This is a genomic window from Pseudomonas weihenstephanensis (assembly GCF_016812185.1).
Classification (GTDB): Bacteria; Pseudomonadota; Gammaproteobacteria; order Pseudomonadales; family Pseudomonadaceae; genus Aquipseudomonas; species Aquipseudomonas weihenstephanensis.
The window spans coordinates 687361-700963 of sequence record NZ_JAAEBV010000001.1 but is presented as its reverse complement, the minus strand read 5'-3'; the positions used below and the strand labels follow the sequence as shown (position 1 = coordinate 700963).

At 58.5% G+C, this 13603-nt stretch carries 8 protein-coding genes; 4 read left to right on the top strand and 4 right to left on the bottom strand.

The window, feature by feature from the left end; translation table 11 throughout:
* Positions 1–82 precede the first annotated feature (82 nt).
* Both nagZ and GYN01_RS02995 read left to right on the top strand, forming a co-directional pair.
* Entirely contained in the window at positions 83–1081 is a 999-nt protein-coding gene (gene nagZ / locus GYN01_RS03000; protein WP_193387784.1) for a beta-N-acetylhexosaminidase, read from the top strand.
* 12 nt (positions 1082–1093) lie between these two features.
* Positions 1094–1831, top strand: coding sequence for an S-methyl-5'-thioinosine phosphorylase (locus GYN01_RS02995; RefSeq protein ID WP_048365166.1), 738 nt, complete (start codon positions 1094–1096; stop codon positions 1829–1831).
* Between the two features lie 59 nt (positions 1832–1890).
* On the opposite strand, the gene GYN01_RS02990 is transcribed toward GYN01_RS02995, so the two are convergent.
* Together GYN01_RS02990 and mfd are read right to left on the bottom strand one after the other, a co-directional pair.
* Positions 1891–4593 carry a DEAD/DEAH box helicase gene (locus GYN01_RS02990; RefSeq protein ID WP_203306568.1) on the bottom strand — a complete coding sequence of 901 codons (2703 nt, stop codon included), beginning with the start codon at positions 4591–4593 and terminating at the stop codon, positions 1891–1893.
* A 24-nt stretch (positions 4594–4617) separates the two neighbouring features.
* The gene (gene mfd / locus GYN01_RS02985) at positions 4618–8067 is read right to left on the bottom strand and encodes a transcription-repair coupling factor (RefSeq protein ID WP_048365168.1); all 3450 of its coding nucleotides are present in this window, start codon (positions 8065–8067) and stop codon (positions 4618–4620) included.
* 288 nt (positions 8068–8355) lie between these two features.
* Between mfd and GYN01_RS02980 the strand changes: the two genes are divergently transcribed.
* The gene (locus tag GYN01_RS02980) at positions 8356–9819 is read left to right on the top strand and encodes a glyceraldehyde-3-phosphate dehydrogenase (RefSeq protein WP_048365169.1); all 1464 of its coding nucleotides are present in this window, start codon (positions 8356–8358) and stop codon (positions 9817–9819) included.
* 62 nt (positions 9820–9881) lie between these two features.
* On the opposite strand, the gene tcuC is transcribed toward GYN01_RS02980, so the two are convergent.
* Complete coding sequence (gene tcuC, locus GYN01_RS02975) at positions 9882–11180, bottom strand: MFS transporter (RefSeq protein ID WP_048365170.1); 1299 nt, start codon at positions 11178–11180, stop codon at positions 9882–9884.
* 153 nt (positions 11181–11333) lie between these two features.
* Positions 11334–11897, bottom strand: coding sequence for a chalcone isomerase family protein (locus GYN01_RS02970; RefSeq protein WP_048398773.1), 564 nt, complete (start codon positions 11895–11897; stop codon positions 11334–11336).
* Between the two features lie 294 nt (positions 11898–12191).
* On the opposite strand from GYN01_RS02970, the gene sthA reads away from it, so the two are divergent.
* Positions 12192–13586: a Si-specific NAD(P)(+) transhydrogenase gene (sthA, locus tag GYN01_RS02965; protein WP_048365172.1), complete on the top strand. Its 1395-nt coding sequence runs from the start codon at positions 12192–12194 to the stop codon at positions 13584–13586.
* The last annotated feature ends 17 nt before the right edge of the window (positions 13587–13603 follow it).

Genomic DNA, 13603 nt, shown 5'->3' with positions numbered 1-13603 from the left:
GCGACACGCAAGGTTGCGCCCGTGCATGCCCGGTGGGCAATAAGCGCACTCTTTCTCTAAAGGATTTTCCATGAGTTCTGCCTTGCAAGGCTCCTTGATGGTGGACGTCGCCGGTACTTGGCTGACGGCTGAAGACCGGCAATTGCTGCGCCAGCCTGAAGTGGGCGGTTTGATCATCTTTGCACGCAACATTGAGCATCCGCGCCAGGTTCGCGAACTGAGCGCTTCGATTCGTGCGATTCGCCCCGACCTGCTGCTGGCCGTTGATCAGGAAGGCGGTCGGGTGCAGCGTCTGCGCCAAGGGTTTGTACGCTTGCCGGCGATGCGCGCGATTGCAGATAACCCGAACGCCGAGTATTTGGCCGAACAATGTGGCTGGATCATGGCCACCGAAGTATTGGCCGTGGGCCTGGACTTGAGTTTTGCCCCGGTACTGGATCTGGATTACCAGCGCAGCGCCGTGGTTGGCAGCCGTGCATTCGAGGGCGATCCTGAACGCGCCGCAACCTTGGCCGCAGCCTTTATTCGCGGCATGAGTGACGCTGGCATGGCCGCCACCGGTAAGCATTTTCCGGGGCATGGCTGGGCAGAGGCTGATTCGCATGTAGCCATTCCAACAGATGAGCGAACGCTGGAGCAGATTCGTGCCCATGATCTGGTGCCTTTCGCACGGCTGAGCCAGCAATTGGCGGCGGTGATGCCCGCCCATGTGATTTACCCGCAAGTCGACAGCCAGCCCGCAGGTTTCTCCCGTCGCTGGTTGCAAGACATCTTGCGAGGTGAGCTGGGGTTCGATGGCGTGATCTTCAGCGATGACCTCTCGATGGCAGGCGCCCATGTGGTGGGCGACGCGGCCAGTCGTATCGAGGCGGCTTTGTCGGCGGGTTGCGACATGGGGCTGGTGTGCAACGACCGTGCGGCCGCCGAGTTGGCGCTCAGCGCTGCCCAGCGCATGAAGGTGACACCGTCGCCCCGTATCGCGCGCATGCGCAGCCAGGCGTTTGCCAGTACTGACTACCGGCAGGACCCGCGTTGGCTGGTGGCGGTGGGTGCGCTCAAAGATGCTCAATTGATTGATTAAAGGATCGGCTCAATGACGGTTTACGCAATTATCGGCGGCACGGGCCTGACCCAGCTTGAGGGGTTGACCATCAAGCGCTCGTTGGCATTGGACACGCCTTATGGCCCGACTTCGGCTGATATCCAGATAGGTGAATTCGCGGGTCGCGACGTCTTGTTTCTGGCGCGTCATGGCCATCCGCATCGCCTGCCACCCCATCAGGTGAACTATCGCGCGAACCTGTGGGCATTGAAGCAGGCGGGTGCCGAAGCGATTTTGGCGGTGAATGCGGTGGGCGGTATCCACATGGCGATGGGCACGGGGCATTTTTGTGTGCCGCATCAACTGATCGACTACACCAGCGGTCGCGAACATACCTATTTCGCAGACGATCTGGAGCACGTGACTCATATCGACTTCAGTTATCCCTACACCGAATCGTTGCGTGAGCAATTGATTGACGCGCTGGCTGGCGAGGGTTGCTCCTACAGCAGCCACGGCGTTTATGCGGCCACCCAAGGCCCACGTCTTGAAACGGTGGCTGAAATCGCTCGTCTTGAACGCGATGGTTGCGACATTGTCGGCATGACCGGTATGCCGGAAGCGGCATTGGCCCGTGAGCTGGAACTGGATTACGCCTGTTTGGCTTTGGTGGTTAACCCGGCGGCGGGCAAGTCGACGGCGATCATCACCATGGCCGAAATCGAGCAGGCGCTGCACGACGGCATGGGTAAGGTCAAAGGCACTTTGGCGCGGGTGTTGGCGGGGTAAGGATTTTGGAGTTGCTGCCGCAGGGTGCGGCAGCGATTACAGGGGGCGATTGACAGGCTTCAACGCTTTTCGACTTTGGGTGGCAATGGCGCAAACAGGGCGTCGATGTCGTCGTCTTGCAGTTTCCAGTCCCCCGCAATACGGCCATCCAGCACGCCAGCCGCTAAATCTGATTTTTCCTGCTGCAAGTGCTGGATTTTCTCTTCGACGGTGCCGCGGGCAATCATCTTGTACACAAACACCGGTTTTTCCTGCCCTATCCGATAAGCTCGGTCGGTGGCTTGGTTTTCTGCTGCCGGGTTCCACCAGGGGTCGTAGTGAATCACAGTGTCGGCTTCGGTCAGGTTCAGGCCTACACCACCCGCCTTAAGACTGATCAGAAATATCTGCAATTTGCCGCTCTGAAAGTCTTTGACCGGTGTACGTCTATCCCGTGTTTGACCGGTGAGCAGGGCGTAATCAATGTTGCGCTTTTTCAGCTCGGCCTCGATCAGGCCCAGCATGGAGGTGAACTGGGAAAACAGCAGAATGCGTCGCCCCTCCGCAAACAGTTCTTCGAGCATCACCATCAAGCTGTCGAGTTTGCCCGAGGTGCTGCCTTTTTTTGGCGGGTTGTCGCTGACCAGGCGCAGGTCGCAGCACACCTGGCGCAGTTTGAGCAGGGCTTCCAGGATGATGATCTGGCTGCGGCCTACACCTTTGCGCGTAATTTCATCGCGCACTTTTTTGTCCATCGCCAAGCGCATGGTTTCGTACACGTCCCGTTGCGCTTCGTTGAGATCAACCCAGTGGATGATCTCGGTTTTTGGTGGTAATTCGGTGGCCACTTGCTCTTTGGTTCGACGCAGCAGGAACGGTTTGATCCGCGCGTTCAGGTGCTGCAAACGTTCATCGCTGCCGTGACGTTCAATCGGCACACGGTAGTCGCGGTTGAAGGCTTTGACGTCGCCCAGCCAGCCGGGTAACAAAAAGTGAAACAGTGCCCACAGCTCGCCCAAGTGGTTCTCCAGCGGTGTACCGCTCAAGCACAGGCGTTGGCGCGCCACCAGCTCGCGCGCAGCTTGCGAGGCTTTGCTGTTGGGGTTCTTGATGTACTGCGCTTCATCGAGGATCAGGATGTGCAACGGCACTTTAGCCAGCAGCTCAATGTCTTTGGGCAGCAGGGCATAGGTGGTCAGGATCACGTCGTAATCGTTGAGGTGCTCGACGTGTTTTTTGCGACTGGCGCCGTACAGCGCCAGTACCTTGAGTTGTGGCGTGAAGTGCGCCGCTTCGTCCACCCAGTTTGGAATCAGGCTGGTGGGCATCACCACCATTGCCGGGCGATCCAGCCGCCCCGCGTTCTTTTCGCACAGAATGTGCGCCAGAGTTTGCAGGGTTTTGCCTAAACCCATGTCGTCCGCCAGAATGCCGCCGACTTCAAGTTGGCGCAGCGACTGCATCCAGCTCAATCCTTCGAGTTGATACGGTCTGAGCGTGGCATTTAGCCCTTGTGGCGCCTCGACACTGAAGTCTTTGATGTCGCGCAGGCGCTGGGCAAAGCCACGAATCTGCTCGCCGCCTTCCCAGCGCAAGGGCAGTGCATCCAGGGCATTGAGCCGTGGTGCGTCGGCGCTTTTAATTCGCAAGGTGGTGGCGCCCGGCTCGCCCAGATAAAACTCACCCAGAGTGGCCAGCACCGGTTTCAAGCGGCCATAGGGCAACGCCACTTGAAGCGGCATTTGCGTGCTGTTAGGGATGGCCGGGATATTCACCAGAATCAGCTCGTCATCGCGGCGCTTGGCGAGCTTTTCAGGGCTGAGTATTTCAGTGTGCGAGCGCATCAGGTTAAGCAGAATCGGCAGCAGGCTCAGGCGCTGGCCATTGACGATAATCCCCAGCTCCAGGTCGAACCAGTCCCGCTCCGGCGCTTCATCGACGTTGGCGTACCAGTCTTCGACCGGACTCAGGTCAAAGCCGAAGTGTTCATCGATCTGCACTTCCCAGCCGTGCTCGCGCAAGGTGTCCAGCTGGTTGAGCGTGAAGTTCAGCCAGGCACTGTCATTGACCAGCTCAAACAGCTCGCCCGCGCTTTCGGGCAAGGCTTTGCTCTGGCGCGTGGCGATTTTGAAGCCCAGGACCCGCAACTGTTCGCGGTAGAGGTTTTCGGTTTCGGGGTGGCGTTTGATGCGCAGAATGTGGTCTTCGTGGCGAATCAAGACGTCCGCGTTTTTCTGCCCCGACACGTAAGTCTTGCGGTAATTGAACGACAACGCGGCGCGGTGCTGGATGTAGCGCTGCATTTTGCCGTTGCGCGGCTCAAAGGCGCTGAACTCGGCGCTGGCCAGCCATAACCGCGGGATCGGCTGTACATTGTCGATCTGTTGCTCGGGCAGGTTGGCAGGGCGGCGCGAGTCGAGTACGGCCTGAAGTTTTTCCAGGAGTTCGGCATCCTGGGCGGCGGCGGGGTAGTTCAAGGTGTCTTCAATCTTCAGTAATACGGCAGCAGTGTGCTTGCAGTTGGTGCGCACGGGGCAGGTGCATTCAGCGCTCACCAGCAGCAGCGAGCCTTTGGCTGACTCGCGTAAGCGAATGGTCTGGCGGTAGGGGTGTTCGCTCGAACCCTGACAGCTGGAGGTGATCAGGCTGTCACCGATTTGAGCGATTCGGACGCGGTTTTCCCTCGCGTAGCGGCGGCCACGCTCAAGGCTTTGTTCTTTAAACCGGCTGACCCATGTTGGCGCCAGCGGTTTGGTCAGTCGTGGTGTCTGGCTTAAGGGCATGGGTGTTTCATTGTGCGCATCCCATCAGGAAGACTTCGGTGTCAGGCGTTCAAACAACGCCTCGATGGTATTGAAGCGTTCATCGGGGCGCTCCATTGGCACCATGAATTTGAACAGCGTCGCGCCTTCGAACTTGTAACGGTTCGGTTGGCCTTGAATCAGCTTGATCAATACCAGCGGGTCGACCGGGGTGTCAGACGCGAACTCAATACGTCCGCCTTGTGGGCCGGCATCGACTTTTTTGATCCCCAGTTGCTCGGCCTGCAATTTGAGCTGGGTAATGCGCACCAGATTTTTGGTCGGCTCGGGGAGCAGGCCAAAGCGGTCGATCATTTCGACTTGCAAGTCCTTGAGACCGTCTTCGTCGGTCGCAGAAGCGATGCGCTTGTAGAGGATCAGCCGCGCATGCACATCGGGCAAATAGGACTCGGGAATCAACGCTGGCACGCGCAGGTTGATTTCCGGGCCGCCACCCAACGGTTGGTCGAGGTTCGGCTGCTCGCCTTTGCGGATCGACTTGACGGCGCGTTCGAGCATTTCCATGTACAGGGTAAAGCCCACGGCCTGGATCTGTCCGCTTTGGCCGTCGCCCAGCAGTTCGCCTGCGCCACGGATTTCGAGGTCGTTGGTGGCCAGTACAAAACCTGCCCCCAGGTCCTGGGTGTTGGCGATGGCTTCCAGACGCTTTTGGGCGTCGCCGGTGATTTGCTGGCGCGGTGGCGTCAGCAGGTACGCATAAGCCTGGTGGTGACTGCGCCCGACGCGACCGCGCAGTTGATGCAGTTGCGCCAGGCCGAATTTGTCTGCGCGCTCAATGATGATGGTGTTGGCGCTCGGCACGTCGATGCCGGTTTCGATGATGGTCGAGGCAATCAGCACGTTGAAACGCTTGTGGTAAAAGTCGCTCATCACCTGTTCGAGTTCACGCTCGCGCATCTGGCCGTGGCCGATACCGATGCGGGCCTCAGGGACCAGTTCAGCAAGCTCGGCCGCGCATTTTTCGATGGTTTTGACGTCGTTGTGCAGGTAATACACCTGGCCGCCCCGCAACAACTCACGCAACAACGCCTCTTTGACGGTGCTGTTGTTGTGCTCCATGACGAAGGTGCGTACCGACAAACGGCGCGCGGGCGGCGTGGCGATGATCGACAAATCGCGCATGCCCGACACCGCCATGTTCAGTGTGCGTGGGATAGGCGTCGCGGTGAGGGTCAGAATATCGACCTCGCTGCGCAGGGCCTTGAGCTGTTCTTTTTGCCGAACCCCAAAGCGGTGTTCTTCGTCGATGATCACTAAACCGAGGTTTTTGATTTTGACGTCGTCTTGCAGCAGTTTGTGCGTGCCGATCACGATGTCGATTTTGCCTTCGGCCAAATCAGCCACTGCGGCATTGATTTCTTTCGCAGACTTGAAGCGGCTCATCACCTCGACCCGTACTGGCCAGTCGGCAAAGCGGTCGCGAAAGCTGTTGTAGTGCTGCTGGGCCAGAAGCGTGGTCGGGACCAAAATCGCGACCTGACGGCCACCGTGTACAGCAATAAAAGCGGCGCGCATGGCCACTTCGGTTTTACCGAAGCCCACATCGCCACACACCAGACGGTCCATCGGCTTGGGCGCGAGCATGTCGGCGCGCACCGCTTCGATGGCGGTCTGCTGGTCGGGTGTCTCTTCAAACGGGAACCCGGCGCTGAAGGTTGCGTAATCGGCTTTCGGGTCATCAAAGGCATGGCCCTCGCGGGCGGCGCGGCGAGCATAGATGTCGAGCAGCTCGGCGGCCACATCGCGCACTTGTTCGGCGGCTTTGCGTTTGGCTTTTTGCCAAGTTTCGGACCCTAGCCTGTGCAGCGGCGCCAGTTCGTCATCGCTGCCGGTGTAGCGGGCGATCAGGTGCAGATTCGCCACCGGTACGTAAAGCTTGGCGCCTTCGGCGTATTGCAATGTCAGGAATTCGGCTTCCTGGTTGTCGATTTCGAGCGTGGCCAGCCCTTGGTAGCGACCCACACCGTGGTCGATGTGCACCACGGGTGCGCCTTCGCGCAGCTCGGTAAGGTTTTTAATCACCGCGTCGTTGTTGGCATCAGCGCGTTTTTCGCGACGACGACGTTGCATCACGCGTTGGCCAAACAGCGGGCTTTCAGCGATCAGCGCCAGTGCCGGATCGTCCAGCAACAAGCCTTCGTCCAGCGGCGCAATGGTGATGGCCAACCGATGTTTGCTGGCGACGAAGTCGGGCCAGCTGTCGACGGTTTTGGGGCGCAACTTAAGGCGTTCAAGCAATTCGAGCAGCACTTCGCGGCGCCCGGCAGACTCGGCGGTAAAGAGCACGCGGCCTTCAAACTGCTCCAGAAAACCCGAGAGTGCGGCCAGCGGTTGGTTGGCCTTGGCTTCAATCGCAAGGTTAGGCAGCGATTGAGCCGGGAAACGCTCGCGGCTGCTGCCGGTGTCCAGATCGTCCTGGCTGGCGACTACGCGCGGCCAGTTCTTCAGGCGGGCGAAGCAGTCTTCGACCGGCAAAAACAGTTCGGCGGGTGGCAATAAAGGACGAGAAGGATCGACACGGCGCTCTTCGTAGCGGTTGCGCACATCCGACCAGAAATTCTCGGCCGCCTGTTCGATGCCGGGCAGCGAGAACACTTGGGTGTCGCCGGGCAAGTAGTCGAACAGGGTCGAGGTTTCATCAAAGAACAACGGCAGGTAGTACTCGATACCGGCAGGCGTAATACCGCTGCTTAAATCTTGAAAAATCGGACAACGACGGAAGTCGACATCAAAGCGTTCGCGAAAGCGTGCCTTGAAGCGCGTGACCGCATCTTTTTGCAGCGGGAATTCGCGCGCAGGCAACAGGCGTATTGAGTCGACTTTGTCGATCGAACGCTGGTTTTCAGGATCGAAAGTGCGCAGGGTTTCGATTTCGTCGTCGAACAGATCGATCCGGTAAGGCAGCTTGCTGCCCATGGGGAAGAGGTCGATCAAGGCGCCGCGTACCGCAAACTCGCCGTGCTCGTACACCGTGTCGACGCAGCGGTAGCCGCTGGCCTCCAGTCGGGTGCGCATCTGCTCCACGTCCAGCTTTTGCCCGACATCGAGTACCAGGCTGCTGCCGAGCAAAAACTTGGTCGGCGCCAGGCGGTGTAGGGCCGTGGTTATCGGCACTACCAAAACGCCATGATCCAGTTCAGGCAGCCGGTACAGGCTGGCAATACGCTGGGAAATGATGTCCTGGTGCGGCGAAAACAGGTCGTAAGGCAGGGTTTCCCAGTCAGGGAAATGCAGCACGGGCAGTTCGGGGGCGAAAAACCTCAGCTCCTGCTCAAGGCGCTCGGCGCTTTGGCTGTCGGCGGTCAGCAGCAGGGTGAAGCGCTTCGCGGCGCTGGCAGCCTCGGCAATGGCGAGGCTCAGGGCGGCACCGGGCAGGTTGCCCCAGTGCTGTTTACCTGCCGTAGCAGGCAGTTTGGGTAGTCGCAGGACGGGCACGGAAGGTTGAGCTCCAAGCGTTGCGGCAAAGAGGTCGATTGTAGCGGGCCAAAGGGCTGGCTGTCAGTTGCCGTCTGTTGCTGGGGCTTAATTCCAGCATTTGAAGGGCAAAACTCAGTGCCAGAACCTTCATTAAGTCGCTCAAAGGTGGGCGAATCCTCTGTGCTGAGATTTTTTTCGCCTATGAATATGGGGAGCTTAATCGTTTCAGTCGGGGCTGTGTGACAGGCGCACATTGCCCATGATCTGGCGCAGCGGCATAATGTAGCCCCTTTTTTCAGCCCCTACATGTGGAAGGTTCCCGTGACTCAGAAGCCCGACCAGTGTCTTGGTGAATGGATCGACCGTGAAGCACTCGCAGAAGCGATGATTCCGCTGATTGGTCAGCTCTACCGCAATAACAACGTGGTGAGTTCGATCTATGGCCGCAGCCTGATCAACCGTTCAGTCATTGCGATTCTCAAAGCTCACCGCTTTGCGCGTCATCGCCAGAGCGATGACATTGAATTGTCCGTGCACGAAACTTTCCCACTGCTCAAAGCGATGAGCGAACTCAAGCTTGGGGCTGCTTCGGTAGACCTGGGCAAATTGGCCGTCAAGTTCAAAGCCCACGGCAATGGCCGTACGGCCGAGCAGTTTGTGCGCGAAGAGCTGGCCGAGGTGGTGGGTCAGCAAAACGCTGGCGCCCGTAAAGGTACAGACGTTGTGCTGTACGGCTTCGGTCGTATTGGCCGCCTGCTGGCGCGCATCCTGATCGAAAAAACCGGTGGCGGCGACGGTCTGCGTCTGCGTGCCATCGTGGTGCGTAAAGGCGCCGACAACGACCTGGTCAAACGCGCAAGCTTGCTGCGTCGTGACTCGGTGCACGGTCCGTTCGACGGCACCATTGTGGTTGATGAAGAAAACAACACCATCACCGCCAACGGCAACCTGATTCAGGTGATCTACGCGAAGAACCCGACTGAGGTGGATTACACCCAGTACGGCATTCAAAACGCATTGCTGGTGGACAACACCGGGGTGTGGCGTGACGCTGAAGGCCTGGGCCAGCACTTGCAGTGCCCTGGGATTGACCGCGTGGTATTGACCGCGCCGGGTAAAGGCAAGCTGAAGAACATCGTTCATGGCATCAACCACGGCGAAATCACCGCGGATGACAAGATCGTTTCGGCGGCATCCTGCACCACCAACGCCATCGTGCCGGTGCTCAAGGCAGTCAACGACAAGTTCGGCATCGTCAACGGTCACGTAGAAACGGTTCACTCGTACACCAACGACCAGAACCTGATCGACAACTTCCACAAGGGCGATCGCCGTGGCCGTTCGGCTGCGCTGAACATGGTCATCACCGAGACCGGTGCTGCTACCGCTGCCGCCAAGGCACTGCCTGAGCTGGCGGGCAAGCTGACCGGTAACGCGATCCGTGTACCTACGCCGAACGTGTCAATGGCCATCCTCAACCTGAACCTTGAGAAGCCAGCGACTCGTGAAGAAATGAACGAGTACCTGCGCCACATGGCGCTGCACTCCGATCTGCACAAGCAAATCGACTTCGTGAGCTCGCAGGAAGTGGTGTCCACTGACTTCGTAGGTTCGCGTCACGCCGGTGTGGTCGATGCTGAAGCCACCATCTGCAATGACAACCGCGTTGTGCTGTACGTGTGGTACGACAACGAGTTCGGTTATAGCTGCCAGGTTGTGCGCGTCATGGAAGACATGGCCGGGGTCAACCCGCCTGCGTTCCCGCGCTAAGCAACGCTTGCCACTGAAAACGCCCCGACTGGTTCGGGGCGTTTTTGTGTGTGCGTCGAACGTCAGGCGTTGCTCGCCACCGCCGACCGCGCGGTGCGCAACTGGTGGCTGTTGCCGCGAAACAATACTACCGTCGCAATCAGGCCCAATACCGCTGCACCGGTCAGCCACAGGCCAGGCGCTGCCTTGTTGTCCAGTGCGTGGATCAAGTAGGTGCACGCCGCCGGGGTAAAGCCGCCGAACGTCGCTGTAGCAAGGCTGTAAGCCAGCGAAAAGCCAGTGGTGCGGACTTCAATCGGCATGATTTCAGTCAGCGCAACAACCATCGCGCCGTTGTACGAGCCGTACAGGAACGACAGCCACAACTCGACAATCAGCAAATGGCTGAAGCTGGGGTTGGCCACCAGCCATGACAGCGCAGGATAGGCAGTCAGAATCGCCAGAATGGTTGCGCCCAACAGCAGGGGTTTGCGACCGATCTTGTCAGACAGGGCGCCCATGACCGGCAGCCAGAAAAAGTTCGACAGCCCGATGCACACGGTGACGAGCAGTGCTTGCAAGTCGGTGAGGTTCAGCTCTGCTTTACCGAAGGTCGGGGTGTAGGCCGTGATCAGGTAAAACGACACCGTGGTCATGACCACCAGTGCCATGCCGCCCACTACCAAGCCAAAGTTCTGGCTGATGGAGCGCACAATTTCACGCAGGGTAGGGTGATGTTTGCGCGCTTCAAACTCGGGGGTTTCTTCCATCGATTTACGAATGACGAAGATCACCGGCACGATCATGCAGCCAATCAGAAACGGAATTCGCCAGCCCCAATCGCCCATGTCTTGCGGGCTGAGCCAATGGTTAAGGCCCACACCCAACAGCCCGGCAAATACCACCGCTGCTTGCTGGCTCGCAGACTGCCAACTGACGAAAAACCCCTTGCGGCCGGGTGTGGCAATTTCTGCCAAATACACCGATACGCCGCCTAGCTCCACACCCGCGGAAAAACCTTGCAGCAAGCGGCCCAGCAAAACCAGCAGCGGCGCCGCTACGCCCAAGGTGGCGTAGCCGGGTACGCAGGCAATCAGCACGGTGCCCATCGCCATCAGGGCCAGGGTGATGATCAACCCTTTACGGCGGCCGTGACGGTCAATATAAGCGCCGAGAAAGATCGCACCCAGTGGGCGCATTAGAAAGCCGGCACCAAAGGTGGCCAGCGCGAGCATCAAGGAGGCGAAAGCGCTATCGCTTGGGAAGAAGGTTTTGGCAATGGCCGTGGCGTAAAAACCAAAGACCATGAAGTCGAACATCTCTAAGAAGTTACCGCTGACAACGCGAAAAATCGCTTTGCCGTTACCTGCACTCGAGGCCATCAGAAATCACCCGCTGTTATCTATTCTTATGCGTAATCCATGTTTTTACTCGTCCGCACTGCCAGCTAGAGACCTTCGGGCCTACTGCAAACAGTTTTGTAACCATATGTGTAACTGAAAATGTAGGCAACAATTGTTGTAACTACCCAATGCTCAGGGCGTTTGTGCCATCAGCGTCTGGCGCAGCTTTTCTGGTAAGCCGTCGGGCGCGAGCCAAATACCGAGATAGACCTTTGCCAGTTCGGGGTCGGGGCTGTTGAAGATGACCTTGCCGTTGCGTTCCAGATTCAGACCGCGCGTCGGGTCGTAGTCCAGTGCATAACGATCACCGCGCTTGATGTCTGAAAAGCTCGCTTGCAGCTTTTTCAGCGGGCCGTCGATGGCGCTCAGGGTGGCCGCTGATTGTTGGCGTTTGAGGATGGCGGCTGAGGCCTGGGTGATGTCGCTGTGAGCCAGGTCACGCAAATAAAACAGCTCAAGACGCAGGTCGCGCTGCTGATCAAACGCCTGCTGCGCGCTGATATGGGGTGGCGTGAACAGGGCGGCGGCGTAAATGTCGGCCCATAGGTAGGTCAGCACGATCTGGCCTTTGCGCTGTAGCGTTTGAGCTCCGTCTTGCCATTGCACGGGGAAACTGGCGGTCTTGATCGGCAAGTTTTCATCGGCGAGGCTGGCGGTGCTGTACATCAACAACAGGGCAATCACTATTCGGCGCATGAGGATGAACTCTGATCGATGCGTGCTGGGGGGCGTGATCTGGTGGTTACTTGGCGCAGGTCACGCGTAGCGGTCGTTGAATCATTCGCTCGGATGCTTGTGGCATAGCACTTTGAGCGCGGGTGTGATGCAGCAGATACAAAAATAGCTTACGTCGAGACCAAGGGTTAATGTTCGCAGCGTTCAGGCTTCTATAGACTGTGCCCCACGTTTTGATCCTTCATGGCGCTGGCCGCGTCATGATTTAGCCGCAGGCGCCTAAAAATGCGCCGCGGCCCGTTCTGAGGAGTACGCATGGCTGTCTACAACTACGACGTAGTGGTACTGGGTTCTGGCCCGGCAGGAGAAGGTGCGGCAATGAACGCCGCAAAAGCAGGGCGCAAGGTGGCAATGGTTGACAGCCGGCGCCAGGTTGGCGGCAACTGCACGCACTTGGGCACTATCCCGTCCAAAGCCTTGCGTCACTCGGTTCGGCAGATCATGCAGTTCAACACCAACCCGATGTTTCGGGCCATTGGTGAGCCGCGCTGGTTTTCGTTCCCGGACGTGCTGAAAAGCGCTGAAAAAGTGATCTCCAAACAGGTGACGTCACGCACTGGCTACTATGCCCGCAACCGCGTTGATCTGTTCTTTGGCACCGGCAGCTTCACCGATGAGCAAACCATTGAAGTGGTATGTGCCAACGGTGTGGTCGAAACGCTGATGGCCAAGCAGGTCATCATCGCCACCGGCTCGCGCCCTTATCGCCCGGCCGATATCGATTTCACCCACTCGCGTATCTACGATAGCGACACCATCCTTAGTCTGGGTCACACCCCGCGCAAGCTGATCGTTTATGGTGCTGGCGTGATTGGTTGTGAGTACGCCTCGATCTTCAGCGGTCTGGGGGTGCTGGTTGAGCTGGTGGATAACCGTGAACAACTGCTCAGCTTCCTCGACTCCGAGATCTCGCAGGCGCTGAGCTATCACTTCAGCAACAACAACATCACCGTGCGTCACAACGAAGAGTACGAGCGGGTTGAAGGGGTTGAAAACGGTGTGATCCTGCACCTTAAGTCGGGCAAGAAGATCAAGGCCGATGCCTTGCTCTGGTGCAACGGCCGTACCGGCAACACCGATCAGTTGGGCCTGGAAAACATCGGCATCAAGGCCAATGGCCGTGGCCAGATCAGTGTCGATGAAAACTACCGCACCACGGTGCCGAACATCTTCGCCGCAGGTGATGTGATTGGCTGGCCAAGCCTGGCCAGTGCCGCGCACGACCAGGGTCGCTCGGCAGCGGGCAGCATCGTCGACAACGGCAGCTGGCGCTTTGTGAATGATGTGCCAACCGGCATTTACACCATTCCCGAGATCAGCTCGATCGGCAAGAACGAGCAAGAGCTGACCCAGGCCAAAGTGCCGTACGAAGTGGGCAAGGCTTTTTTCAAAGGCATGGCGCGTGCGCAGATTGCCGGTGAACCGCAAGGCATGCTGAAAATCCTGTTCCACCGCGAAACCCTGCAAGTGCTGGGCGTGCATTGCTTCGGCTATCAGGCATCGGAGATCGTGCACATCGGCCAGGCGATCATGAACCAGCCGGGCGAACTCAATACCCTCAAGTATTTCGTCAACACCACGTTCAACTACCCGACCATGGCCGAAGCCTATCGGGTAGCCGCTTACGACGGCCTTAACCGGCTTTTTTGAGCGGCTCCGGCCGGTGG